18 protein-coding genes and 2 pseudogenes are annotated in these 23,770 nt (G+C 47.6%); 9 read left to right on the top strand and 11 right to left on the bottom strand.

From position 1 onward, the window contains the following. Positions 1–664, bottom strand: a pseudogene (locus BM082_RS09810) (S-type pyocin domain-containing protein); the annotation flags it as partial. 297 nt (positions 665–961) lie between these two features. Next, positions 962–2,305 carry a cell envelope integrity TolA family protein gene (locus tag BM082_RS09805; RefSeq protein WP_139218782.1) on the bottom strand — a complete coding sequence of 448 codons (1,344 nt, stop codon included), beginning with the start codon at positions 2,303–2,305 and terminating at the stop codon, positions 962–964. Positions 2,306–2,516: 211 nt separating this feature from the next. Between BM082_RS09805 and BM082_RS09800 the strand changes: the two genes are divergently transcribed. Genes BM082_RS09800 through BM082_RS09775 form a run of 6 tightly spaced genes read left to right on the top strand, consistent with a single transcriptional unit; the run spans position 2,517 to position 11,514 of the window. Continuing rightward, a complete protein-coding gene (locus BM082_RS09800; RefSeq protein WP_074926786.1) occupies positions 2,517–4,253 on the top strand; it encodes a type I restriction-modification system subunit M in 1,737 nt (578 codons plus the stop codon). After that, complete coding sequence (locus tag BM082_RS09795; RefSeq protein ID WP_074926774.1) at positions 4,246–5,550, top strand: restriction endonuclease subunit S; 1,305 nt, start codon at positions 4,246–4,248, stop codon at positions 5,548–5,550. Before BM082_RS09800 ends, BM082_RS09795 begins: the two co-directional genes overlap by 8 nt. A 13-nt stretch (positions 5,551–5,563) precedes the next feature. Then, entirely contained in the window at positions 5,564–6,856 is a 1,293-nt protein-coding gene (locus BM082_RS09790) for an AAA family ATPase (protein ID WP_074926772.1), read from the top strand. A 3-nt stretch (positions 6,857–6,859) separates the two neighbouring features. Continuing rightward, positions 6,860–7,597, top strand: coding sequence for an HNH endonuclease (locus BM082_RS09785; RefSeq protein WP_074926770.1), 738 nt, complete (start codon positions 6,860–6,862; stop codon positions 7,595–7,597). Positions 7,598–7,627: 30 nt separating this feature from the next. Further along, positions 7,628–10,792, top strand: coding sequence for a type I restriction endonuclease subunit R (locus tag BM082_RS09780; protein WP_074926768.1), 3,165 nt, complete (start codon positions 7,628–7,630; stop codon positions 10,790–10,792). A 2-nt stretch (positions 10,793–10,794) separates the two neighbouring features. After that, positions 10,795–11,514, top strand: a complete 720-nt coding sequence (locus tag BM082_RS09775; RefSeq protein WP_074926766.1) for a M48 family metallopeptidase — start codon at positions 10,795–10,797, stop codon at positions 11,512–11,514. Positions 11,515–11,677: 163 nt separating this feature from the next. Here the strand turns inward: BM082_RS09775 and BM082_RS25305 are convergent, their stop codons facing one another. From BM082_RS25305 to BM082_RS09760, 3 genes and pseudogenes are all read right to left on the bottom strand, one after another. Beyond that, positions 11,678–11,965, bottom strand: coding sequence for a hypothetical protein (locus BM082_RS25305; RefSeq protein ID WP_244275981.1), 288 nt, complete (start codon positions 11,963–11,965; stop codon positions 11,678–11,680). 761 nt (positions 11,966–12,726) lie between these two features. After that, positions 12,727–12,864, bottom strand: a complete 138-nt coding sequence (locus BM082_RS25485; RefSeq protein ID WP_139218781.1) for a helix-turn-helix domain-containing protein — start codon at positions 12,862–12,864, stop codon at positions 12,727–12,729. 360 nt (positions 12,865–13,224) lie between these two features. Next, positions 13,225–13,374 (bottom strand): annotated as a pseudogene (locus BM082_RS09760) (transcription elongation factor GreB); the annotation flags it as partial. Positions 13,375–13,746: 372 nt separating this feature from the next. Here BM082_RS09760 and ompR point away from each other — a divergent pair. The 3 genes from ompR (at position 13,747) to BM082_RS09740 (ending at position 16,379) form a co-directional block, all read left to right on the top strand. Then, the gene (gene ompR / locus BM082_RS09750) at positions 13,747–14,463 is read left to right on the top strand and encodes an osmolarity response regulator transcription factor OmpR (protein WP_017009509.1); all 717 of its coding nucleotides are present in this window, start codon (positions 13,747–13,749) and stop codon (positions 14,461–14,463) included. 3 nt (positions 14,464–14,466) lie between these two features. After that, a complete protein-coding gene (gene envZ, locus BM082_RS09745; RefSeq protein WP_074926759.1) occupies positions 14,467–15,840 on the top strand; it encodes a two-component system sensor histidine kinase EnvZ in 1,374 nt (457 codons plus the stop codon). Positions 15,841–16,004: 164 nt separating this feature from the next. Next, entirely contained in the window at positions 16,005–16,379 is a 375-nt protein-coding gene (locus tag BM082_RS09740; RefSeq protein ID WP_017009511.1) for a GntR family transcriptional regulator, read from the top strand. Positions 16,380–16,451: 72 nt separating this feature from the next. Here the strand turns inward: BM082_RS09740 and recG are convergent, their stop codons facing one another. The 6 genes from recG to BM082_RS09710 all read right to left on the bottom strand — a co-directional run bounded on the left by recG (position 16,452) and on the right by BM082_RS09710 (position 23,604). Further along, positions 16,452–18,533, bottom strand: coding sequence for an ATP-dependent DNA helicase RecG (gene recG / locus BM082_RS09735; RefSeq protein WP_074926757.1), 2,082 nt, complete (start codon positions 18,531–18,533; stop codon positions 16,452–16,454). Positions 18,534–18,559: 26 nt separating this feature from the next. Then, positions 18,560–19,252, bottom strand: a complete 693-nt coding sequence (gene trmH / locus BM082_RS09730; protein WP_074926755.1) for a tRNA (guanosine(18)-2'-O)-methyltransferase TrmH — start codon at positions 19,250–19,252, stop codon at positions 18,560–18,562. 96 nt (positions 19,253–19,348) lie between these two features. Further along, positions 19,349–21,454 (bottom strand): bifunctional GTP diphosphokinase/guanosine-3',5'-bis pyrophosphate 3'-pyrophosphohydrolase, encoded by a 2,106-nt coding sequence (gene spoT / locus BM082_RS09725; protein ID WP_017016764.1) that lies wholly within the window; start codon positions 21,452–21,454, stop codon positions 19,349–19,351. 24 nt (positions 21,455–21,478) lie between these two features. Beyond that, entirely contained in the window at positions 21,479–21,754 is a 276-nt protein-coding gene (gene rpoZ, locus BM082_RS09720) for a DNA-directed RNA polymerase subunit omega (RefSeq protein ID WP_017009515.1), read from the bottom strand. A 93-nt stretch (positions 21,755–21,847) separates the two neighbouring features. Next, the gene (gmk, locus tag BM082_RS09715; RefSeq protein ID WP_017009516.1) at positions 21,848–22,471 is read right to left on the bottom strand and encodes a guanylate kinase; all 624 of its coding nucleotides are present in this window, start codon (positions 22,469–22,471) and stop codon (positions 21,848–21,850) included. Between the two features lie 269 nt (positions 22,472–22,740). Next, positions 22,741–23,604, bottom strand: coding sequence for a YicC/YloC family endoribonuclease (locus tag BM082_RS09710; RefSeq protein ID WP_017009517.1), 864 nt, complete (start codon positions 23,602–23,604; stop codon positions 22,741–22,743). Positions 23,605–23,770: the final 166 nt, after the last annotated feature.

Here is a 23,770-nt window from a genome sequence, read left to right as displayed (position 1 = left end):
GAGAGGCGGCAGTTTTCGCTATGTCTCCCGCTAGTGCCCAATTAAGAGGCATTTTAGACGTCGTGCCTGCTACTTTCCCTAGTGGCAAAAGACCGTTAGCTGTCATTGCCCTTGCGGGAGCCATCGCCGCCATTACACCAAAGTTAGGTGCTTTTATTTCTTCTTCGCAGGCTTGCGTGTCGCCATAAGGTCGGGTGCAAGATTTAGCAAAAACCTTGTCTGCTTGAGGCGATTTAGCGAAGTTCTCTGATATCGCAGGCGGTGGAGTCGGTGTTAGCGGTGGTTCTGTAACGACAGGCTCAGGGACATAGTTTGACTCTGAAAAGCTAGACGAGGGGCCATTGTTGGCGGGGCGCGATGTGCCCATGCGTGGTTTGGTCGCCAAAAAACGCTGTTTGGCATCATTGAGCGCCTGGTCTGTCACCGTAATTTGATTGCTGGCATTGGAGACCAACTTACCATCAGAGAACGTAAACAAGGGGGCTGCCGGGTTATCTGAAATCACCACCATCTCGCCCCGCGCGAGGGACGATTGAATCGACACACCGCTTGAGCCCGAAGGCAACATCGCCAGCAAGTCGGCTTCACTGTATCGTGAAATGCTCCCCTCAATGCGAACTGCTTCACCGTTTGACAGGCTATCCAGCCTTACAATTTTTGCCATTTCCCTATGAGCCCACATCTAAACATCGCTTACGCTCAGTAAGCAAAACACGTGCCCCGAATACTAGAGGATTTACAGGGCCTCACGTGCGAATAAATGAGACGCAAGCGAAGAACTGCCTAATGTTGAGCAAACTGTTGCTCAGTAGGCAATAAATGGCCTGATATAACGATGCAAACAGGATGCATCTACTTTTTCCTATCTATGAATTTGATACAACGATTCTTTTATCCGTAGATGTTTATCTTGCATATGGCTGCCAAAATTCTGAAGTGTCCTTTATCCTGCAGGGAAAATTTAGCTATTAGCCACATCATCCCAATCCTCAGGATCTGAGTAGTCTTTTAAACTTGCAGACATAACCGTTTTTTCATGTTCGCCTAATCCGTACGCTCCAACAGTGATTGGTAGGTCGACATCAAAGCTCACATCGATGGTATCGCCACAAAAAGTGCGGTCTTCTTCTGTTGTTCCGCTAAGTGAGGTGCTGAAAGAAAGGGTTAGACCTTTGTTGCTATTGAATGATTGGTCTGTCAGCTCAGCTGAGTCGGCTTCATAGTCGATCGCGTTAGTATTGGCACTTTCGGAAATGAATACCTCGTCGTCAGCCAGATCTAGTAGTTCATCGAAGTTGTTAATAGCTTCTACGATCTCTTCAATAACACCCTCGACACTAGAGATGGTAATCTTGAATTTCTCTGACAGCAGATGCTGAACATGCTCGAACAGCCAATCCTCACTCCAATTCTCGACCTCGTTGTCATCCAGAATCTGAGCAAAAGCTGGCAGTAGTTTATCGTCATAAGCCAAATAGCGAGTTTTCATGAGCGACTCATGATTGAAGTTCTTGTCATTGAGCAGCTCTTCAAAGGAGCCATGGCCAAAGGTTGCAGCGATAACCGCTCCCAAACTTGCGGGTTTTAGGTATACATCGTCCGCAGCGATGCTCTCTGACAAAATCTCAATTAGTGAAAAAGCAGCTGGGAATCGCATAACTTTAAGCTTGTCGTTGTGAATAGCTGCGCTTAGCTCGAATTCTTGTTTCTCTTTCTCTGCCCGAATTTTTTTGCTTTCCGCTTCATCAGCGGCTTTTTGCGCTATGGCTTTACGCTCATCGGCTTCACTTCTAGCTTTCTCTGCTCTTTTTTCCGCTTCAAGTTTCTCGCTTTCTGCTTTTTCAGCCTCAGCAATTCTTCGGCGTGTGTCTGCCTCTAGGTTTTTCTGTTCTGCTTCTATTTCGGCCTCTGCGATTTGGTCTTGCATATCGGCCTTCTTGGTTGCTTTAACCAATCGACCACGGTTTTCTTCTTTGCCAATATCTAAGTCTACGGCACTTGAATAGCGTTCTCCCTCGCATGGAGATTGCGCTCTGTATATCCAATGGTTCACCCAAGGCAATGCAAACAGGTAGATGAGGCTCAAAAACGCAGGGCCAACAAAGAAGCTCATATCTAGTGGTGATAATGAGGCAGAAAAGGCATCGATTCTCTCGTTTACCGTCCCTTCGCCCCAAATCAATAGAATAAGCTTGTCCCAGTTACATAGCGCCCAAGAAGTGAAGAATGTGCCGACAACCGGACTTGTCACCCGAGAGTCAATGCCGCTTGCCATCGACTTGAAAAAGTCCTTTACCATCTGCATGTTAGGTGCCTTAACCGTTCATATGAAAGAGAATGCGGCAATCTTAAGTGAGAGAGTTATTTTCTGCAAAGGCGATAAGCCCAAATTCCCATACGCCGCACTCCCAACTTTCCTACCTCCCGCATTGTTCGAATTGCTCCCAGCGCGTAAAATCAGCCCCAATGACTGGCACCTTGTCTTTCCGTGCCGCCCGCCTTTTAGAAGAAGCACTATGACCAACAAACTCACGCTCCAACAGCTTGAATCATTCCTATGGGAAACGGCTGATATCCTCCGCGGCAATATGGATGCCTCTGAATTCAAAGATTACATCTTCGGCATGATGTTCCTAAAACGCCTGTCAGACTCCTTTGAAGAAGCGCAGGAAAGCGTGGTGCAATTCTATCTTGATAAAGGTAAAACCCAGCAGCAGGCTGAAGAGCTGGCGCAAGATGAAGATGAGTACGACAAAACGTTCTTCGTGCCGGAAAGTGCGCGTTGGTCGGTATTGAAAGACCTCAAGCACGACATCGGTGCCACCCTGAACAAAGCAACAGAGGCGATTGAAGAGCACAACCCGAGCCTAGAAGGCGTGTTGGTGACTATCGACTTCAACATCAAAAACAAGCTGTCAGATAAAAAGCTGCGTGATTTGCTTTCCCACTTCAGCCAACACCGTCTGCGTAACGAAGATTTCGAACGCCCAGATATGCTGGGAACGGCCTACGAATACCTGATCAAAATGTTCGCCGACAGTGCGGGCAAAAAGGGTGGTGAGTTCTATACCCCAAGTGAAGTGGTGCAATTGCTGGTGGCCTTGCTAAAACCTCATGCGGGTATGCGTATTTATGACCCGACGACCGGCTCTGGCGGTATGTTGGTGCAAACGCGTAATCACCTGAAAACCCACGGCGAGAACGCCGCGAACCTCTCCTTGTACGGTCAGGAAATGAACCTGAACACATGGGCCATCTGTAAGATGAACATGTTCCTGCATGGCGTGCTCAATGCCGATATCCGTAAAGGCGATACCCTGCGTGAACCTCAGCATACCCAAGGCGGTGAGCTGATGTCGTTTGACCGTGTTATTGCTAACCCGCCGTTCTCGCTTAAAAAGTGGGGCAAAGACGAGTGTGATAACGATGGCTTTGGTCGCTTCCCTTACGGCACACCACCGAAAGACGCGGGTGATTTGGCCTTTGTTCAACACATGATTGCCAGTACCAATTCCAACGGCATGGTTGGTGTGGTAATGCCTCATGGTGTGTTGTTCCGTGGCTCAAGCGAGAAAGCGATTCGCCAAGGCATTCTGGAAGATGATTTGCTGGAAGCAGTGATCGGCCTTCCTTCAGGCTTGTTCTATGGGACAGGCATTCCGGCTTGTTTGTTGATCATCAACAAAAATAAACCTGCAGAACGCCAAGGCAAGGTTCTGTTTATCAATGGTGAGCTGGAGTTTGAAGAAGGCAAAAACCAGAACAAACTGCGCCTACAAGATATCGAAAAGATTGTTGAAACCTTTGAGAATTACACCGAAATCAAGCGTTACTCCAAAGTGGTACCATTCTCCGAAATCATGGAGAACGACTACAACCTGAATATCCGTCGTTATGCCGATACCTCGCCACCAGCGGAAATCTTCGATGCTCGTGCGCTTCTCCATGGCGGTGTGCCAGTCCGTGAAGTGGAAGATGATTACATTCAGGAAGAAATTCTGAAAGGCTTTGATGTGTCGCTTGTCTTTACCAATGAGTCAGAGGGCTATTACCAGTTCCGTGCTGAGATCGAATCAAAAGAGATGATTCGTCCGACTGTTGAAAAGGGTGCAGAAGATGCCGAAAGCAGTGCTATCAGCCAACTGGAGCGTTGGTGGGACAAGTACCACATTTCCCTCAAACAGATGGATGATGACGTCGCGACGGCAGAAACCGTAATGCACGGTTATCTGAAGGAGCTGGGTTATGAATAACTCTCTGCCAGAGGGATGGAAAGTTTCGACAATTATCGATTTGGGACGGAATCATAAAGACTGTGTACAGACGGGGCCGTTTGGAGCACAGCTTCATGCAGAAGACTATGTTGCCGATGGTGTGCCACTAATCTTGATAAAAAATATTAAGGATAGTGGTTTAGATATGAAGGGTATTCCTCGGATATCGCAAGAGGATGCCAATCGATTGAAACGATATCAATTAGATGAAGGGGATATTGTATTTAGCCGCGTTGGAAGAGTCGGTAGCTGTTTTTTGGCTACAGAAAATGAAGTTGGATGGGTGATATCTGGGCAAACACTTCGAATGAGAGTATGTGATGAGCTCATAGATTCGTCGTATTTGTTGTATGCATTGCGATCTGAACAAGTGCAGAAAGACATCATTGGTGAGTCTGTTGGGTCTACTAGAACTTCAATTAATACAACAATACTCGAAAATTTAGAAGTTAATGTTCCCCCACTCCCAGAACAAAATAAAATCGCCGAGATCCTCACTTCTGTCGATGATGTGATTGAGAAAACACAAGCGCAAATCGACAAACTCAAAGACCTCAAAACCGGCATGATGCAGGAACTGCTGACCCGTGGCGTTGGCGTGGATGGCAAACCGTATACCGAGTTTAAGGATTCGCCTGTTGGGCGGATTCCGGTAGGGTGGGAGGTTAGGCCTTTAGGCGATTTAGCATCTTTTGTCACCAGTGGTTCTCGCGGCTGGGCTCAGTATTATGCTGAGAATGGGCCAGTATTTATTCGGATAGGTAATCTTACTCGCGAGCATATTAATTTTCGTTTTAAAGACGTGATTCATGTGCGCCCACCTAACTCTGCTGAAGGCAAGAGAACATTGGTTCAATCAGGCGATGTATTGATATCTATCACTGCTGACTTGGGTGTAATCGCTGTAGTAAATGATGACATTGGAGAGGCATACGTAAATCAGCATGTGTCTTTGGTACGCTTGAAAGAGCCAAAAATATCTAGATGGGTCGGGCACTTTTTATCATCAGACGATTCGCAAAAGCAGTTCATAGCTAATAACGATGCCGGTGCAAAAGCTGGATTGAACTTAACAGCTATCAGAAATACTCAAGTCGCAATACCAGATCTGAGTGAATTAGAGCTAATAGTGGAGGCTCTCGATGCTGTGGATCTTTCAATTTCCCAAAAACGGGAAAAACTAAGAAAAATATCAGATACAAAAAAAGCTCTAATGCAAGATCTTCTTACTGGTAAAATTCGTGTTAATGTTGGATTAAAGGCATTAGTGAACTGATGGGTTTAACTATATGAAATTAAATACATTAAAGGTCGAAAACTTTCGTTGCTATAAAAATAAAAGTTTTCAGTTTCACCCAGAGATCAATTTGATTGTGGGACAAAATGCAACAGGTAAAACAGCGGTTCTAGACGCAATTTCTGTTGCTATTGCAACGTGGCTTTTAGGTTTCAAGAAAAAGAATGACAAGCAACCTTTAGAACCGACTGATGCAACACTTCGCTACGTTGAAAAAGAAGGCGAACCTCAATTCATCGAAGAATGGCCAGTTTTAGTTTCTGCGACTGGTTCAGTTTCAGATAAAAAGGTCAAATGGGAGCGTTCAAAAGCATCTCCCACAGGCAATACACGTTACGGTAATGCAGGAGAGCTCATAACACTTGCTAGAGCTTGTGATAGCGAACTCGACTTAGATGTCCCCTTACCTTTGATTAGCTACTATGGAACGATGCGCCTTTGGCAAGACCCAAGAGCATCAAAAGTAAAGCCGTCAACAAAGCCATCCAAAAGCAAGCCATCACGATTAGATGGCTATAAGCATAGTGTCGACCCTCGAATAGCTTTAAAAGAGCTGGTGGCTTGGTTCGCCCGTCAGGAGTGGGAAGCATTTCAGTTGGGTAGAGAGCCTGTAATGCTCAAAGTGGTGAGAAAAGCAGTTGTAGGTTGTATCGAAAATGCTGAGCATCTCCGTTATGACCCAAAGAGAGAGGAGTTGGTGCTTACTTTAAAAGGAAAGGAACCTCAACCTTTTAACCTATTGAGTGATGGGCAACGATGTGTGTTGGCTGTGGTTGCTGATATTGCGCAAAAGGCAGCAAGGCTGAATCCTCATTTTGGAGAGGCTGTTTTGAGGGAGACTGAGGGCGTTGTGCTAATCGACGAACTTGATCTGCATTTGCATCCTAAGTGGCAGCGAAACGTTATAGAAGACCTTAGAATAACTTTCCCCAAGATACAGTTTATTTGCACAACACATTCACCATTTTTAATTCAATCTCTACGTTCTAGTGAAGAGCTCATCATGCTTGATGGACAGTCGCCCGCGATGCTAGCCAACAAAACATTGGAGGATATTGCAGCAGGGGTCATGAGTGTCAACAGTCCAGAGGTTAGTAATAGATACAAAGAGATGAAAGGAGTCGCAACGGAGTACCTTGAAATGTTGGATCAGGCAAAAGGTTCACCAAAAGACAAACTAGAAGATTATAAAAATAGGCTGGCAGAGTCTTTAGCTCCTTATGCTGATAACCCTGCTTTCCAAGCTTTTTTAGAAATGCAGCGTGTAGCCAAACTTGGAGAGTAGTATATGCGGCCAATACGAAAAGCCGACTCTCCTATAGCAGGAGATTTTAATGCGTATGGAGATGCCAAACCAGAATTAGTAAGTCGACTGGGAAAATATTGCAGTTACTGCGAGAGGAGGATTGAAACATTACTCGCTGTGGAACATATAGAACCTAAAGATGGTGATAATGGTAAGCCTCATCTAGAAAAAAGATGGTCAAATTTCTTACTGGCATGCACCAACTGTAACTCATGCAAGGGGTCTAAGGCTGTTGATTTTCAAAGCCTTATATTTCCTGACAGAGACAACACCTTTTTTGCTTATATCTATACTGATGATGGCAGAGTAGAAAGTAGTTCGTTACTGACGGCGGCCCAGAAAACCATAGCCGACAACACTTTGAACCTTCTTGGTTTAGACAAAAAACGTCAAGAATTCACAGACTCAAATGGCGCACTCGTAGCCTTAGATAGGGTTTCGCAGCGAATGGAAATGATTTCGACAGCACAAGTATCTTTGGCAATTTTGGAGAGCGATCCAACTAATGAAGGCTTTAAAGTATTGATTGTTAATCAAGCGTTAGCCTCTGGCTTTTTTAGTATTTGGATGAAGGTTTTCGCTATGCATCCCGATATGAAGCTGCGTTTTATCAATGCATTTAAAGGTACAGCGGAAAGTAACTGTTTTAATATAGCTAATGGCCAACCTGTAAAACCAGCCCCAAATCCAGATCAGCTTGCTCATGGTGGGAAAGTATGAGTAACAACCTGTTGGTGCTGAGATAAACAAATGGCAAACGACGAATTCAATAAATCAGAAAAGCCAGCCATTGTGCAGCTCCACCAGCAGGGCTGGACGTACATTGCAGGTAAAGCATTGTCACCCGATCACCCAAACCGCGAGCGTGAATACCTGCGCGATGTGGTGCTGGTTAAACGGCTAGAAGCTGCAATCAAACGCATCAACCCGTGGATTAACGAAGAGAACTGTCGCAAGGTGTTGCGTGATATCACGCACCCTAATTTCGTTGCCTTGATGGAATACAACCATGCGTTCTATCAGACCTTGGTGAATTACATTTCAGTTGAGCAGGATTTAGGTAAAGGCCGCAAAGGGCAGACCGTCAAGCTGGTTGATTTCGATAACCCCGACAGTAACGAATTTATCTGTACCAATCAGTTTAAGGTTGAAGGGGTAAATCAGAGCATCATCCCCGATATTGTTTGCTTCGTGAATGGCCTTCCTCTGGCGGTGATTGAGTGTAAATCGCCCTATATTTCTAGCCCAATGGCAAACGGTATTGACCAGCTTCGTCGCTATGCCAACCAGCGTAACCCTGAACATTTCGAAGGGGCTGAAAAGCTGTTTTGGTACAATCAACTCATGGTGTCTACCTGCCGCGACCAAGCGAAAGTCGGCACGATCAGTTCTTCCTCTCAGCATTATGGTGATTGGAAAGATGCCTATCCGTTTAGCGATGAAGAATTAAGCCAACAACAAATCAGCAATGTTATTTCGCTCAGCTCAACGCTGAATGTTGAGGAGCCTTCAAACACCCATGATGGTGACAGCGAGCCTCTAAAAGAAGTGGCAGAACTGAATCCGTCTTATGATCAGGTGGCAGAAGTCACGGCCCAGCAGCGTTTACTTGCTGGTATGTTCAGCCGTGAAAACTTCCTCGATATTATCCAGAACTTTACATTGTTTGAGCCTGTTGAAGGCAGGCTCATTAAGAAAGTCGCCCGTTACCAGCAGTTCCGTGCGGTCAACAAAGTCATCCAACGATTGAAGGAAGGGACGGACAGAAAAGCCAAGTCCGGCGTGGTATGGCATACCCAAGGCAGTGGTAAGTCGCTGACCATGGTGATGCTGGCGGTGAAAATGCGCCGAGACCCTGAGTTGAAACAATACAAATTGGTGTTTGTGACAGACAGAACCCAGCTTGATGAACAACTCTCTGAGACTTTTCAGGGGGCGCAGGGCGAAACGGTCTACAACGCGGATTCGGTGAAGTCGCTGCGTGAGTTGTTGAGAAAAGACAGTTCTGATTTGGTCACTGCCATGGTGCAGAAATTTCAGGATGCGGAAAAGGAAGCTGAGAAAAACGGCGGTGAAGGGTTCAATGAACTTAACACCTCAGACAAGATCATCGTATTGGCTGATGAAGCCCACCGTACTCAATTTGGTGGGTTAGCGATGACCATCAACGCTGCCTTGCCCAATGCGCCTAAAATTGGCTTTACGGGTACACCGTTGCTTAAAACCCAAAAGATGGGGCAAGCCTTTGGTGGTTACATTGATGAATACAAAATTAATGAAGCCGTTGAAGATGGTGCGACCGTTCGGTTGCTGTATGAAGGCCGTGAAGTGCTCAGTGAAGTGGCTGGTGATTCGTTAGACAAGCTGTTTGAAGAATACTTCGGCGATTACACTAAAGAAGAACAGCAGGAAATCAAACGAAAATACGGGGTAGAGAAAGCGGTTCGAGAAGCGCCTGCTCGTATTCGTTGGGTATGCCTTGATCTACTTAAGCATTACCGCGAGCACATTCTACCTGACGGGTTCAAAGCCATGATTGTGGTGGGTAGCCGTCATGCTGCAACCATCTTCAAAAGAACGCTAGATGAGCTCGGAGCGCCAAAATCGGAAGTGATCATTTCCGGTGACCACAATGACAAGCAATACATTGCTCAGTACACCGATAAAACGCACCAGAAAAAGGTGATAGCCAACTTCAAAAAGCCGTTTGGCCAAGATAAGCCGAACGTTGAAGAGAAAGGCCGCAAATTTGATAACACTGCGTTTCTGATCGTGAAAGACATGCTGCTGACGGGCTTTGATGCACCGATAGCGCAGGTGATGTACATCGACCGTAAGCTTCAAGACCACACATTGATGCAAGCCATCGCCCGTGTTAACAGAACCTACAAGGGTAAGAGCTGTGGCTACGTGGTGGATTACTACGGACTGACAACGCATCTGACCGAAGCGTTAGAGCTGTTCAGCAGTGAAGATGTGGATGGCACGTACCAAAGCCTGAAAGACGAATTACCCAAGCTGAAGGCCGCGCACACCCGAGCGAAATCCTTCTTCCGTGGCATTTCAGGGGATGATGTTGATGACTACGTGCTGGCACTTAAAGATGAAGCCGTTCGCGCCCAGTTTGAAATAGCTTACAAGCGTTTTGCCAAGCAGTTGAATATCATTTTGCCGGATAAATCCGCAATGCCATTTGTGGGCGATATGAAGCTGTTGGGTAAAGTGCATCATGCCGCGAGAAACCTCTACCGAGATGAGGGGATGGATTTGTCTGGTGTCGGCGAGAAAGTCCGTCAGCTGGTGGATGAGCACATTCTGAGTACGGGCGTTGACCCAAAGATCCCGCCCGTTGACCTTTTGGCTGCCAATTTTAAAGCCAGCATTCAGACGGCGAAATCGGACGAGTCGAAAGCCTCAGAGATTGAAAGTGCCATTAAGCACCATATCAATATCAATCTGGATGAAGACCCAGAGTATTACCGTTCCCTTAGCTTGCGCCTACGCGACATTATCGAGAAAACCGCAGGCCAGTGGGCGAAGCAGTTGGAGCTGCTGCTAGAGATAGTCGATACCGTGGAATCTGAACATCAGCAAGCAGCGAAAGATATTGGCTTATCTGAAACCGAATACGCGTTTTACAACATCCTCATTGCTGAGGTAACTCAAGCGAGCGATGGTGATGTGATAGATGAAACGGTTTATGAAGAAATCAAAGCAGTCACTCAGGCCTTAGTGAAGATGTTGGATGAAGCCACTGAGGTTGTGGATTTCTTCAATAAGCCAGATGAAGTGAAGCGCATGAAGAAAGAAATAAAACGTGCAGTGCTTGACCAATCATTTGGCGACGCCGGTATCACTAAGGTATTGCAGGAACGGTTTATGGAACTGGCTAAAACTAAGTTCGGAAACAAGTAGCCATGAATGCAGCCAAGAAAAACGCTGAGTTCATCGAGGGCAAAGGGTATGTGGCAGAGGTTGTTCGTACCCGCCGCAAGAAATCAGCCACCATTAAGGTTGAAGACGGTGCGGTTTCTGTCGTGGTGCCCAAGGAACTTACTCTAGAGAAAATCCACCAGCTGGTGGAAGCAAAACACCTTTGGATTGTCGAGAAGTTAGCGATACATGCTGACGCTCAGCCAACCCGTGAGAAGGAATACGTTTCTGGAGAGGCATTCCCATACCTTGGCCGCAACTATCGTCTCAAAGTACAACAGGGAGACTATGCGCCTGTAAAGCTCAACCAAGGCCGTTTGGTCGTTACTATTCCTGAAGATATCAACAAGCCACACTTCACCCGAAATGCGCTTGTACGTTGGTACAAGCGAAATGCCGAGAAGAAAATTCGAGAGAAGGTTAAGCGATACGAGAGCATCGTTGGCGTGGACACCGGTGTTATTCGGATTAAGTCATTCAAAAGCCGCTGGGGCAGTTGCACCCCATACGGCGATTTAGAATTTAACTGGCTTATCGTACTCGCCCCCAACCGCATCGTTGATTATGTGGTAGTTCACGAGCTGTGCCACCTCAAACACCATGATCACTCCCCTCAATATTGGAAAGAAGTCGAGCGGGTGATGCCTGACTTCAAAGAATGTAAGGATTGGTTAAAGGCGAATTCGCGGGGGTTGGTTGTGTGATTTTGCGAATAGTCCACAACGTGATGGAGAGTGATAGTCCTTCATATTATCTAGGGTATTTAGAAGCTCCGTTCGGATAATATGACTATGAAAATAGTCTCTAAGTGAATTGCCAGCTTCTCATTTGTAAAGGATTTTTCTGTTCGGCAAAGCTATTTGTCCACTATCTCAGCCCAATCCATTCTTTGTGGTAATCTAATGCTAGCAATGAAGAAACGTGCTCGTTAAAAAGCTCAGCTGAACCAAGTATATCTATTAGCTCTTCAAATATAAGAACTTCACAACTTTTTGATGTGTTGGGATAACCGTTCTTCTTCCAATTCTCGCTTACCTTTTCCCGTACTACCAACCCCCACTTGACTGATAAATCATACCTTTGGCCTTCATAGGTAACAGCCAACTCGTTATCAATGCATTGAACTGGAAGATTTCGCTCAAGCACTGAAATCATACTTCCTGAGATTCTCGTATCTTTATGAGACGTCTTACAGGGTTGAAGAAATCTATTCCCAAACTCAGTTCGGGATAGACGGCTCGTACCTAGTTTGGCTTCAATAGGGAAGCAAGTTAACGAGCCCCGATCGAGCAAACAAACATCTACCCTATGAGTGCCATCAAATCTAAACCCAGAGCATGTATCCAGAGAAAGCTCGGGAACGGCTATTACCGCATTTGAGATGCCTAGAGAACGGCATATATGGGCTTTACACGCTTCCGAATGATTAATGATGCGGCAGATGAGATCTTCGCCGATGTGTGATAGTTCCAGCAATGCTTGCTCCTAGTTCACTGACACTGCCTGGCACAGATTGCTTACGACAAAATGTTGAAGAGGAAGATAACAATCGCCGCTATACCCGCCACCCAAGCTAATTTACTAAAAACAAAGGCCAAAACACCGCCTATTGTCGCTAGAGCCCAAGTGATAGATGGCCATACAAATACATACGTCAAGACGCAAAATAATACAAAAAGCAGTAAGTAATTCATCTGACTTCTGAAAGATGTATGAATGAAACCTTATTATATTGCTTCCAGTGAACTGAAAATGTCCTAACTGTTTTACTTTGTGAAAAGTCTTAGGCGGGTTAAATGCTAACGAGGGTTCTTTTGTGTGAAAGGGAGGGGCAACTTAAAGGCTTGTTCAAAAAGCTCTGAAATCGAGACCTTTAGCGCTTTGGCGAAAAATAAATATTAAATATCAGTGGGTTGTTAAGAGTTGTGTTCAATCTTTGCTAGCGTAGACCTGCTTGTGTCAAAGCCTAAAAGGTTATATTTCGCAGACAGTTGCTCTTGAGAAAGCCCCCTTCTTTTACGAATCCCTTTAATTTTCTCACCCGTGATATTCATCAATTGTTCCGCTGAAGGAGCAATTTGGTTTGTTTTTGTCAGCTAAATGTACTTGGTTTTGGTCTGCAGGGATAAGCTCATACGAAGAATAGACTCATTGCGTCTGGATGCTTTGTCATACTAGCTATCTTTGCTGTTGCCTATGGGAAAGGTAGGTAAAATGAATAACTTATGACATAAATGAAAGGCCAGCAGAGATCAATGCTTAGAACGGTAAAGGCCATTTGTGAGCGTCAACATCCTTATGAGTATGAGTGATATCGCTTGAGCATTTAGTATGTTTTTTTTGGTATTCATACTATTTAAAAATTATTAAATAACATGTGTATATTTCAATTAGTATGAATCAGATAGATCTAATGTGAAATCTGCGTTCTCTGAACGATCCCCTAGGCTTGCTGCCCACGAGACGATTTTGGTGATCTCAGGACGACGTTCCTTCCAAAGATAATCCAGTTCTTGTTTGAGTTTGTTATAACCTTCTCGGGTGACCAGGTCGGTTTTTTTCATTAAGTTGTCCGAACGCGTTGTTTACCTTCCGATGAGAGCCTTTTATATACCCAAACCCCGCGAAGTTGAAGGCTTGGAGGCATTTACTGGGTTCGCGCTCCCCCTAATGATATTCGGTTTTGATTTTCATGAATATCTTAGCGTTTCAATGCGAGAAGACTTAAAGGTTAAAAGTGTTGGTAAAGCGACAGGTGCGGAGTATAAAAGCCTTCAATAGTTACACCTAGTAACAGTTTTTATCCTCTCACTGCGTCGCACTGATGTTTCATAGAGGTGTCAGAAGTTACAATCGATGATATATCCAATGTGAGTGGCACTGAGCCCACACCATGATTTGGTTATAACACTACCGTCAGATAAGAAAGGTACATCATGCAAGAGAATTACAAAATCCTAGTTGTTGATGATGATATGCGTCTGCGTGCTTTGCTTGAGCGTTACTTGTCCGAGCAAGGTTTTCAGGTTCGCAGTGTGGCCAATGCCGAGCAAATGGATCGCCTGTTATCCCGTGAAAATTTCCATCTGATGGTGTTGGACTTGATGCTGCCAGGCGAAGATGGCTTATCGATTTGTCGTCGTCTGCGTCAAGCGAACAACCAACTGCCTATTCTGATGTTGACGGCCAAAGGTGATGAAATCGATCGTATCGTGGGTTTGGAAGTGGGTGCGGATGATTATCTGCCGAAGCCGTTTAACCCTCGTGAGTTGCTTGCGCGTATTCGTGCAGTGCTGCGTCGTCAAACCATTGAAGCGCCAGGTGCGCCTTCGAGTGAAGAAAAGATTGTTGAGTTTGGCCAATTTAAGCTGAACTTGGGCACGCGCGAAATGTTCCGCAACGATGAGCCGCTGACCCTGACGTCCGGTGAGTTTGCGGTGCTAAAAGCCTTGGTCACCAATTCTCGTGAGCCAATGTCGCGCGACAAATTGATGAACATGGCGCGTGGCCGTGAATACTCAGCGATGGAACGTTCGATTGATGTGCAGATCTCGCGTCTTCGCCGCATGATTGAAGAAGATCCAAGCAAACCACGTTATATTCAGACCGTTTGGGGTCTGGGTTATGTGTTTGTTCCTGACGGGGAAGCGTAATCCATGCGTTTCTCTCCACGTAGCAATTTTGCCCGTACGCTCGTGGTACTGGCTGGCCTTCTGATTGCCAGCCAGATTTTCTCTTATCTCACCATTCTTAACTATGCGTTGCTGCCCAGCATTAAGCAGTTCAACAAGATCCTCGCGCACGAAATTTCCGTGATGTTAGAAGATGACGTGACCCTTGCGGACGGCGAAATCTACCACATGGATGAGCTGCTGCGTCGTCAGTTGTTGGCGAAGCTTGGTGTAACGCTACATGATGAGTCAGAGCCTGAGATGCTGTTGGAATTCCAACAAGCGGCAACGGTCGACCTCATTAGCGAAGACATGTCGGAAAAACTCAATGCGCCCACAGAAGCGCGCATCAGCTTAGACAACAAGAGCTATGTACTCTGGCTATCAAGCAAAGCGTTTCCTGGCTATGTTATGAGGATCCCGCTCTCAGAGCTGCATCAAGATGATTTTCAGCCGCTGTTTTTCTATTCCATGGTCATCGCGTTACTGATGATTGGCGGAGGCTGGGTGTTCATCAAAGTCCAAAACCGTCCACTCGCCATGTTGGAAAAAGCCGCGATGGATGTCGGTCAGGGACAGTTCCCCACGCCATTGCCTGAACGCGGCGCGTCAGACATTCGCGCGGTAACCCGTGCGTTCAACCAAATGAGCGAAGGCATTCGAAAGCTTGAGGAAGACCGTGCATTGTTGATGGCAGGCGTGAGTCATGATTTACGCACACCTTTAACGCGCATTCGTCTGGCGACGGAAATGATGTCCCCCGAAGACAGTTACCTTGCTGATAGCATGATTAAAGACACGGAAGAGTGTAATGAAATCATTAATCAGTTCATGGATTACCTGCGTTCGGTGCAACTGCAAGACATGGCTGCGATTGATCTGAATGCGCTGGCGGATGATGTTTCTGTGGCCGATGGTGCGACAGGGCATGAGCTTGATGTCGATAAAGGTGAGCTGATTGGACGCCTTGATGCGAATGAAGTGGCGATTCGCCGTGCAGTGACCAATTTGGTGGTGAACGCAGTGCGTTACGGCGGTGGCTGGGTGAAAATCAGCACCGGCAGTACGGCAGATCGTCGTCATCAGTGGATTGCGGTGGAAGATAACGGCCCCGGCATTGCTCCTGATCAGATTGAAACGGTACTGCAACCTTTTACCCGTGGTGATACCGCACGCGGTAGCGAAGGGACTGGGCTTGGCCTTGCCATCGTGAAACGTATTGTGGAACAGCACAAAGGTTTGTTGCACTTAACCCCGCGCTCTGGCGGTGGGTTACGCGCGCAAATTGTTTTGCCCGTGGCGGGTAAACACGCGCGCAATCAAGGGCAGCATCTTGGGAAAAATCATCGAAGACGCTGATTGCCTGAGGCATAAACATTCGCACTGAAAATGGCGCAGAGAAACGAGGTTTCCTGCGCCATTTTTCTTTATTGCTTCATCACACATTTCTTCTCTGTTTTCTGTCTCATTTATGAGTCATCTGCTATTACTGTAATAAATCGCCGATACAGCAGGGATGAAAAATGAAGATAATTATCGACCCTCAAGACCCCTCTCCAAAGTTCCGCCAGTTGATGACGCAGATTCAGCGGCAGATCGTGAGTGGCGTGCTTAAACCGGGCGATAAACTCTTATCTGTCAGGAAATTAGCGGCAGAACTGAACATTAATCCTATGACCATTTCTCGCTGCTATCAGCTGATGGAAAAGCAAGGCTGGCTAGAAAGAAAGCGCGGTGTAGGCATGCTCGTTAAGCGAGATGGCTTGCACGCGCGAATGGAAGATCGCTTTGGTTTTATCGAGCCCGCACTGTGCGCATTGATAACCGATGCGCGCGAAGTGGGGTACAGCAAATCAGAGGTGATGGCGCTGGTGATGCAGCACTGGGATGAGGAATGATCAGTTCGTGAGAGACGAGATATCTAGATTCTAGAGGCTTTCTCTCTTATCTCGTGAACTCGCCAACTGACATTACGCATTACTGTACTTATCTTTGTTCCCTAACCAACGCGTGATGATTGCCTTGCTGTTCTCTGGGTAATTCTGATGCAAATACAGTGCGAGCTTTTGCACTTCGGGTATCAGTCCTTGGTCTCTGACCAAATCCGCAATTTTAAACTCCGCCATGCCCGTTTGCTTGGTGCCTAAAAGCTCACCTGGACCGCGAATTTCTAAATCACGTTGTGCAATCACAAAGCCATCGCTGCTTTCGCGAAGCACGCCCAAACGTTGGGTGGCGGTTTTGGAAAGGGGCGCGTGATAGAGCAGCACACAGTGACTTGCTACGGAACCTCGACCAACACGACCACGAAGCTGGTGCAATTGCGCCAAGCCTAAGCGCTCGGGGTTTTCGATGATCATTAAGCTGGAATTGGGCACATCAACGCCCACTTCAATCACCGTTGTGGCGACAAGAAGATGAAGTTCACCGTCTTTGAAGGCTTTCATTACGGCTTGTTTTTCTGCCGCTTTCATTCGCCCGTGTACCAAGCCGATCTTTAAATCAGGTAGCGCACGGGAAAGGTCATCAGCGGTTTCTGCCGCGGCTTGGGCTTCAAGGACTTCGGACTCATCAATCAAGGTACATACCCAGTAGGCTTGTCGACCTTCTTCGATGCAGGCGGCGTGCACGCGATTGACGATATCAATGCGGCGCGTGTCTGGCACGGCAACGGTTTGAATGGGTGTTCGCCCTGGCGGCAACTCATCAATCACTGAGGTATCGAGATCAGCGTATGCCGTCATCGCGAGCGTGCGTGGGATGGGCGTTGCGGTCATGATGAGCTGATGCGGGTGAATGCCTTTCTTCATCCCTTTCTCGCGCAGTTCTAAGCGCTGGTGGACGCCAAAGCGATGCTGCTCATCAATGATGACCAGCGCGAGGTTTTCAAATTCGACATGCTTTTGGAACAGGGCATGGGTACCCACCACCATTTTGGCGTCGCCGCTGGCGATCTTTTCAAGTTCTGCTTCTTTGGCTTTTCCCGTCAGCTTGCCCGCAAGCCAGCCAACGGAAATACCTAAAGGCTCTAGCCATTGCGCAAAGTTGATGGCGTGTTGTTCCGCCAGTAACTCCGTCGGTGCCATGAGGGCCACTTGGTAACCTTGTTCGATCACTTGAAGTGCGGCCAGTGCTGCTACCAGGGTTTTTCCTGAGCCTACATCCCCTTGCACTAAACGCATCATGGGCTTGCTGAGCCCCATATCACGTTCAATGTCGGCAACCACACGGGTTTGCGCCCCCGTCGGTGTGAAAGGCAATGAGGTAAGCAGTTTAGGCACTAAATCCGTTGAAGGCGACAGTGAAAAGGTAGGGTCTTGCTGCAACTTGCTGCGAACGGCCAACATCGAGAGGTTTTGCGCTAACAGCTCTTCAAGGATAAGACGTTTCTGTGCGGGGTGTTTACCGTCATCTAAATCCGAAAGAGAAACATCGGGGGTTGGGCGATGTAGCGCTTTGAGTGCATCTTTAAGCGTAATTTGACGATCATATAGACCTTCAGGCAGCAACTCTTGCACGGCAGTGCTCTCGAGTAGCTCAAGGGCTTGGTCGGTCAAATTTCTCAGCGTGAGCTGGCGAAGGCCTTCCGTGGTTGGGTAAACTGGCGTGAGGGTTTCTTCTAAGCTCAGCTCTGTAGGCTCTGAAAACACGCTGTATTCAGGGTGGATGATCTCCAACCCACCTTGACCACGTTTGATCTCGCCATAGGCTTTAACGCGTTTTCCAACCTCAAGGCTGTTTTTCATTGCGGCGTTGAAGTTGAAGAAGCGAAGCGTCAATGAACCGTTGCCGTCAGTGAGCTTCACCGTCAACATGCGACGACGACCAAAGGTGGTGTTATTGCTAACGATTTCACCTTCAACCGTGCCGTGCTGCCCCGGCATCAAGCTGATGATTGGCCAAATGCGGGTGCGATCTTCATAGCGATAGGGGAGATGGAACAGCAAATCCTGCACGGTGAATAAACCGATTTTCTCCAGCTTTTCTGCCATTTTGCCACCCACACCAGTCAGTGAGGTGAGGGGAATGGCATCCAACATTGACGCGCGCATGTTTGCTTATCTCTCCAGAATAAGGGTTATCGAGCTGCCTGCATTTGTGCCCACCACGCATCGTCTGCCGCGATTTGCCCTTCTTCATCCAGCACGGGATAAGGTAAACCTTTTCGCTTGGCGACTTTCGCTAACACAGGATGACCACGCTCAAACAAGATGCGGTCAACCTCTGCCTGTGGGATCAACGTACGTGTGCGTTGGTACATGCCTGCATTTTGGCGCTGACGCTGCGCTTCGTACAAAATCAGGGCGCTGGCAACGGATACATTGAGTGACTGTACCATACCTACCATGGGAATGATGATGTCTTGATTTGCCATTTCAAGCGCTTGCTGGCTGATGCCTGTCTTCTCTTGGCCCAATACGATGGCCGTGGGTTTGGTGTAATCAATCTCGCGAAAATCCACGGCACGTTCAGACAAGTTGGTCACCAGTATTTGCATGCCTTGTGCTTTTAACTGTGCGAAGGCATCGGGCGTGTTGTCATGGGTGACCACATCTACCCAGTTGCGCGCCCCTGCGGAGGTGCCACCCAAGGTGCGCATTTTGCTGTTACGAGGCCAAACCGCATGGACTTGGTGCACGCCAACGGCGTCGGCGGTGCGGATGATGGCGGAAATGTTGTTGGGTTTATGGACTTCTTCCATGCACACGGTCAAATCGGGTTGACGCGTTGCCAGTACTTCATGAATGCGCGCAAAACGTTCTGGAGTCATGGTTGTTCTCTTTCTCGCCCTTCATGGACGCATAATGTATGGATAAAAAACGCCCGCAAAAAGCGGGCGTTTGAATGTTTATCGTCGAGACAGCGATCAGTTTTTCTGACGGCTGACTTTCACCACGTTTGGCATGACACGAATACGACGCATGATGTTCGCAAGGTGAATGCGGTCTTTGGTAGTGAGTTTGACGTAGATGGTATACAAACGGCCATCGCGCTCTTCCGTGGTCAAACCTTGAATGTTTGAGCCGGTTGCAGCAATGGTGTTGGTTAAGTCTGCCAATGCACCTTGGTGGTTGAGCATGTCAACACGCAGGCCTGTCGCAAATTCTTGGTCAATGTCATCGCCCCATTCTACCGCCATGTACTTATCCGGCTCCTGACGGTAACCACGGATGTTGGCACATTCTTCACGGTGAATAACCAAACCTTTACCCGGGCTGACGTGCGCAATAACCGGGTCTCCCGGAATGGGACGACAGCAATTTGCATACGTTAGCAAGATGCCATCAGCACCACGAATCGGCAGACAGCCACCTTGTTGCTCAAGGCTGTCAGCATCACCAAGTAGGCGTTTCGCGATCACCACGCTCATCAGTTCGCCCAAACCAATCGCTGCCAACAAGTCTTCCAACTCATCCAGCTTTAGGTCTTTGAGCACTTTGTCGATGTTTGCAGTATCAACATCCTGAATGTTGGTGTCGCCTAGCGCATGGTTAAGCAATCGACGGCCAAGAATGACAGATTCTTCACGACGCTTGGTTTTTAGCACCTGACGAATTTTGGTGCGTGCGCGTGATGTCACGACATAGTTTAACCATGCCGCGTTTGGACGTGCGCCCGGTGCGGTAATGATCTCGATCGCTTGACCGTTTTTCAGCGGTTGGCTGAGCGGGTAGGAATTGCGGTTAACACGCGCACCGACGCACGAGTTACCGACATCCGTATGCACGGCATACGCGAAGTCGACGGCGGTTGCGCCGACAGGCAATTCAACGATGCGACCTTTTGGCGTGAACACAAAGAGTTCATCTGGGAACAAGTCAGATTTGACGTTTTCGATGAATTCGAATGAGCTGCCCGCACTTTGCTGAAGCTCAAGCAGGCTTTGCATCCAACGTTGTGCACGCACTTGTGCTGTTGTGCCGCCTTGAACGCGTTCAGCACCGTCTTTATAAGCCCAGTGTGCAGCAACACCTTTGTCTGCCATTTGATCCATGTCTTCGGTACGAATTTGTACTTCGACAGGAACACCGTGCGGACCAATCATTGACGTATGCAGCGATTGGTAGCCGTTGGCTTTAGGCACGGCGATGTAATCTTTCATGCGACCTGGACGTGGCTTGTACAGATTGTGCATCTGTCCCAGCACGCGGTAGCAGGTATCTAAATCATCAACAATCACGCGAAACGCGTACAAATCCATGATGGTGTGGAAGCGTTGCTCTTTGTTCTTCATCTTGTTGTAGATGGAGTAAAGGTTCTTCTCACGGCCAAGTACAGAGGCGCGAATGCCTGCGTCTTCAAGACGGCCTTCGATTTCTGCATGGATTTTTTGGATCATCTCTTTGCGGTTACCGCGCGCTTGAATCACCACTTCCTTCAACACGCGATAGCGGGTTGGGTACAAGGCTTCGAAGCCAAGCTCTTCAAGCTCAACTTTGATGTTGTGGATACCAAGGCGGTGCGCCAAAGGAGAGAAAATCTCGAGGGTTTCACGAGCAATACGGCGACGTTTATCAGGACGAAGTGCCCCGAGCGTGCGCATGTTGTGCGTACGGTCTGCCAATTTGATCAAGATGACGCGAATGTCACGGGCCATGGCCATGATCATTTTGCGGAAGTTTTCCGCCTGCGCTTCTTTGCGATCGCGAAACTTGAGTTTGTCGAGTTTAGACACGCCATCGACGAGGTCGGCGACGTTATCACCGAATCGTTGCTGTAGGTCTTCTTTGGTGACTTCAGTGTCTTCGATCACGTCATGGAGCAAGGCTGCCATCAAGGTTTCGTGGTCGAGACGCATCTCCGCAAGAATACGCGCTACGGCAATGGGATGAATAATGTAAGGTTCGCCACTGGAGCGGCTTTGCCCTTCGTGGGCATCACGCGCCACCAAATACGCTTGCCGGAGTGCCTCTAAGTGCGACTCCGGCAAGTATTGTGCGGCGACTTCTTTCAGGCTATCAAAGAGATACAAACGGCCTGTTTCCCTGAAGTTAGATTAGCGAAGTGAGCCTGAAATTGTGCTTACTGCAGCCATTTCAGCCGCTTCTTGCTCTTGCTGCTCTTGACGCTCACGTGCATCTAGAACGTCTTTCGTGATCAAGCCTTCCTCGATCTCGCGCAGAGCGATAACAGTTTGCTTATCGTTCTCTTCCTGAACCAGTGCGTCTTTACCACCAGTTTGCATTTGGCGTGCACGGCGAGCGGCTACCAATACTAGGTCGAAACGGTTGCCAATTTTTTCAACAGCGTCTTGAACGGTTACGCGTGCCATGAAGAACTCCAATAAGTAAAAAAATCAAGATGACCGAAAATTATACAAAAGCGCTTGGCGCTAAACAACAAGCATCTTCGGTGGCTTTGGTATTTATTGTGCCAGCAATCTGTCGAGCATGTCGTGATATTTGCTAGCTTGCTTGTCTTGCTTCATTCGCTCGGCGCGGAGAATGGCTTTCATGTCCATTAAAGCAACGTCGAAATCATCATTCACAATCACGTAATCGTACTCGTTATAGTGTGAGATTTCAGAACGGGCTTCTTCCATGCGCTTCGCGATGACCTCATCAGCGTCTTGTCCACGTGCATTCAGGCGGCGCTCAAGCTCTTCTTTGCTCGGTGGCAGAATAAAGATACTTTTCGCTTTCGGCATTTTCTGACGAATTTGCTGTGCACCTTGCCAGTCAATATCCAAGAAAATGTCGACACCTTTTGCCAGCATTTCTTCAATCCACAGGCGTGACGTGCCATAGAAATTGCCGAAGACTTCTGCATGTTCCAAAAACGCATCTTGCTCGATCAACGCTTTAAATTCATCAACGGCGACGAAATGGTAGTGAATGCCGTTCTCTTCGCCCGGGCGTGTTGCACGGGTGGTGTGAGAAACAGACACTTTCACGTCGTAACGAGGGTTGTCTTTTAACAGGGCCGAAATCAGGCTTGATTTGCCGGCTCCGCTAGGCGCTGAAACGATATAAAGCGTACCTTGGCTCATGGTTTAAATCACTGTGAGGTTAAAGGGCGCGCAGATTACCACGGACTGCGCAAAATTTGAATTTTCCTTTTATGTCCATCGCGGTATGAATGGCGGCGCTTTTCATTGCTGACGTTATCATTTGGCAAATTGCCAATAAGCGACTTTTTCAACAAGGGTGATGCGCGAGATTCAACCGTGATTGATCTTAGGATAACGCAAATTGATAAGACTGATCTTAAAAGAAAAAGCCCAGAGGGGTGGCTGGGCTCTGAGAATAACGGTAAGAATTATTCGATATTCTGAATTTGTTCGCGCATTTGCTCGATAAGCACTTTCAATTCAACGCCTGATGCAGTGATCTCAGTGCTGATGGATTTCGACGCGAGGGTGTTCGATTCGCGGTTGAATTCTTGCATCATGAAATCCAAGCGGCGACCACATGCGCCTCCTTTTTTCAGGATTTTCTTGGTTTCTGATACGTGGGAGTCCAGGCGATCGAGTTCTTCTGCCACATCTGATTTTTGTGCCAGCAGGATGATTTCTTGCTCTACGCGGTTTGCATCAAGTTCGATTTTCGCATCGTCCAGCTTGGTGATCAGACGCTCGCGCTGCCAGTTTAGAATTTCTGGCATTTTGGCGCGCACTTTCACGACTTCCGCATCGATGGCTTCAAGACGCTGCTCGATAAGCGCTTTCATGTTGTCGCCTTCGCTTGCACGTGCGGCGATGAAATCGTTAACCGCTTCATCGAAGCCTTCTAGTAAGGCTTTGTTCACCAGATCCATGTCTTGTTCTGGTGCTTCCATCACGCCCGGCCATTGCAGAACTTGGAATGGACCAATGTTGCCTTCGCCAGACATCTCTTTGATCCACTTCGCCGCATGAATAACCTGCTTTGCGAGCGCTTCGTTAATCTTCAGCTCAGTGTTCGATGAAGCGTTGGCTTCAAAGCGCAGGTTACATTCCACTTTGCCGCGCGCTAGGCGCTGACGAAAGCGTTCACGAACGATAGGTTCTAGGCCACGGAACTGCTCTGGCATGCGGATATAGGTTTCGAGGTAGCGTTGGTTCACCGAGCGGATTTCCCAAACGGCGGAGCCCCATGTGCCCTTAATTTCCCGACGGGCGTAGGCAGTCATACTGTGGATCATCGAAGTTCACTCTTTTATCAATGTTGATGTGATTATACGCAGTTGCTTGGCAAGGTGTCAGCCACATGGCGCATGAGATGAGAAAAAACCGTTCACTTGTGGTTAGTGTTAGCGTGACTAGACCGAAATCGCTATAATCGCGGGTTAACGAAATTCAGCAGTTTAT

The sequence above is a fragment of the Enterovibrio norvegicus DSM 15893 genome, assembly GCF_900115495.1.
Classification (GTDB): Bacteria; Pseudomonadota; Gammaproteobacteria; order Enterobacterales; family Vibrionaceae; genus Enterovibrio; species Enterovibrio norvegicus.
Note: the sequence above shows the minus strand (reverse complement) of the source record. Positions and strands in the feature narration are given on the sequence as shown.

Excerpts from the sequence above, each read along its gene's own strand:
- BM082_RS09740 (WP_017009511.1), top strand. The coding sequence starts at position 16,005 with ATGAAGATAATTATCGACCCTCAAGACCCCTCTCCAAAGTTCCGCCAG.
- BM082_RS25305 (WP_244275981.1), bottom strand. The coding sequence starts at position 11,965 with ATGATTTCAGTGCTTGAGCGAAATCTTCCAGTTCAATGCATTGATAAC.
- BM082_RS09785 (WP_074926770.1), top strand. The coding sequence starts at position 6,860 with ATGCGGCCAATACGAAAAGCCGACTCTCCTATAGCAGGAGATTTTAAT.
- BM082_RS09805 (WP_139218782.1), bottom strand. The coding sequence starts at position 2,305 with ATGCAGATGGTAAAGGACTTTTTCAAGTCGATGGCAAGCGGCATTGAC.
- trmH (WP_074926755.1), bottom strand. The coding sequence starts at position 19,252 with ATGACTCCAGAACGTTTTGCGCGCATTCATGAAGTACTGGCAACGCGT.
- BM082_RS09775 (WP_074926766.1), top strand. The coding sequence starts at position 10,795 with ATGAATGCAGCCAAGAAAAACGCTGAGTTCATCGAGGGCAAAGGGTAT.
- rpoZ (WP_017009515.1), bottom strand. The coding sequence starts at position 21,754 with ATGGCACGCGTAACCGTTCAAGACGCTGTTGAAAAAATTGGCAACCGT.
- envZ (WP_074926759.1), top strand. The coding sequence starts at position 14,467 with ATGCGTTTCTCTCCACGTAGCAATTTTGCCCGTACGCTCGTGGTACTG.
- BM082_RS25485 (WP_139218781.1), bottom strand. The coding sequence starts at position 12,864 with ATGAATATCACGGGTGAGAAAATTAAAGGGATTCGTAAAAGAAGGGGG.
- gmk (WP_017009516.1), bottom strand. The coding sequence starts at position 22,471 with ATGAGCCAAGGTACGCTTTATATCGTTTCAGCGCCTAGCGGAGCCGGC.
- BM082_RS09710 (WP_017009517.1), bottom strand. The coding sequence starts at position 23,604 with ATGATCCACAGTATGACTGCCTACGCCCGTCGGGAAATTAAGGGCACA.
- BM082_RS09800 (WP_074926786.1), top strand. The coding sequence starts at position 2,517 with ATGACCAACAAACTCACGCTCCAACAGCTTGAATCATTCCTATGGGAA.
- BM082_RS09780 (WP_074926768.1), top strand. The coding sequence starts at position 7,628 with ATGGCAAACGACGAATTCAATAAATCAGAAAAGCCAGCCATTGTGCAG.
- ompR (WP_017009509.1), top strand. The coding sequence starts at position 13,747 with ATGCAAGAGAATTACAAAATCCTAGTTGTTGATGATGATATGCGTCTG.
- BM082_RS09790 (WP_074926772.1), top strand. The coding sequence starts at position 5,564 with ATGAAATTAAATACATTAAAGGTCGAAAACTTTCGTTGCTATAAAAAT.
- BM082_RS09795 (WP_074926774.1), top strand. The coding sequence starts at position 4,246 with ATGAATAACTCTCTGCCAGAGGGATGGAAAGTTTCGACAATTATCGAT.
- recG (WP_074926757.1), bottom strand. The coding sequence starts at position 18,533 with ATGCGCGCGTCAATGTTGGATGCCATTCCCCTCACCTCACTGACTGGT.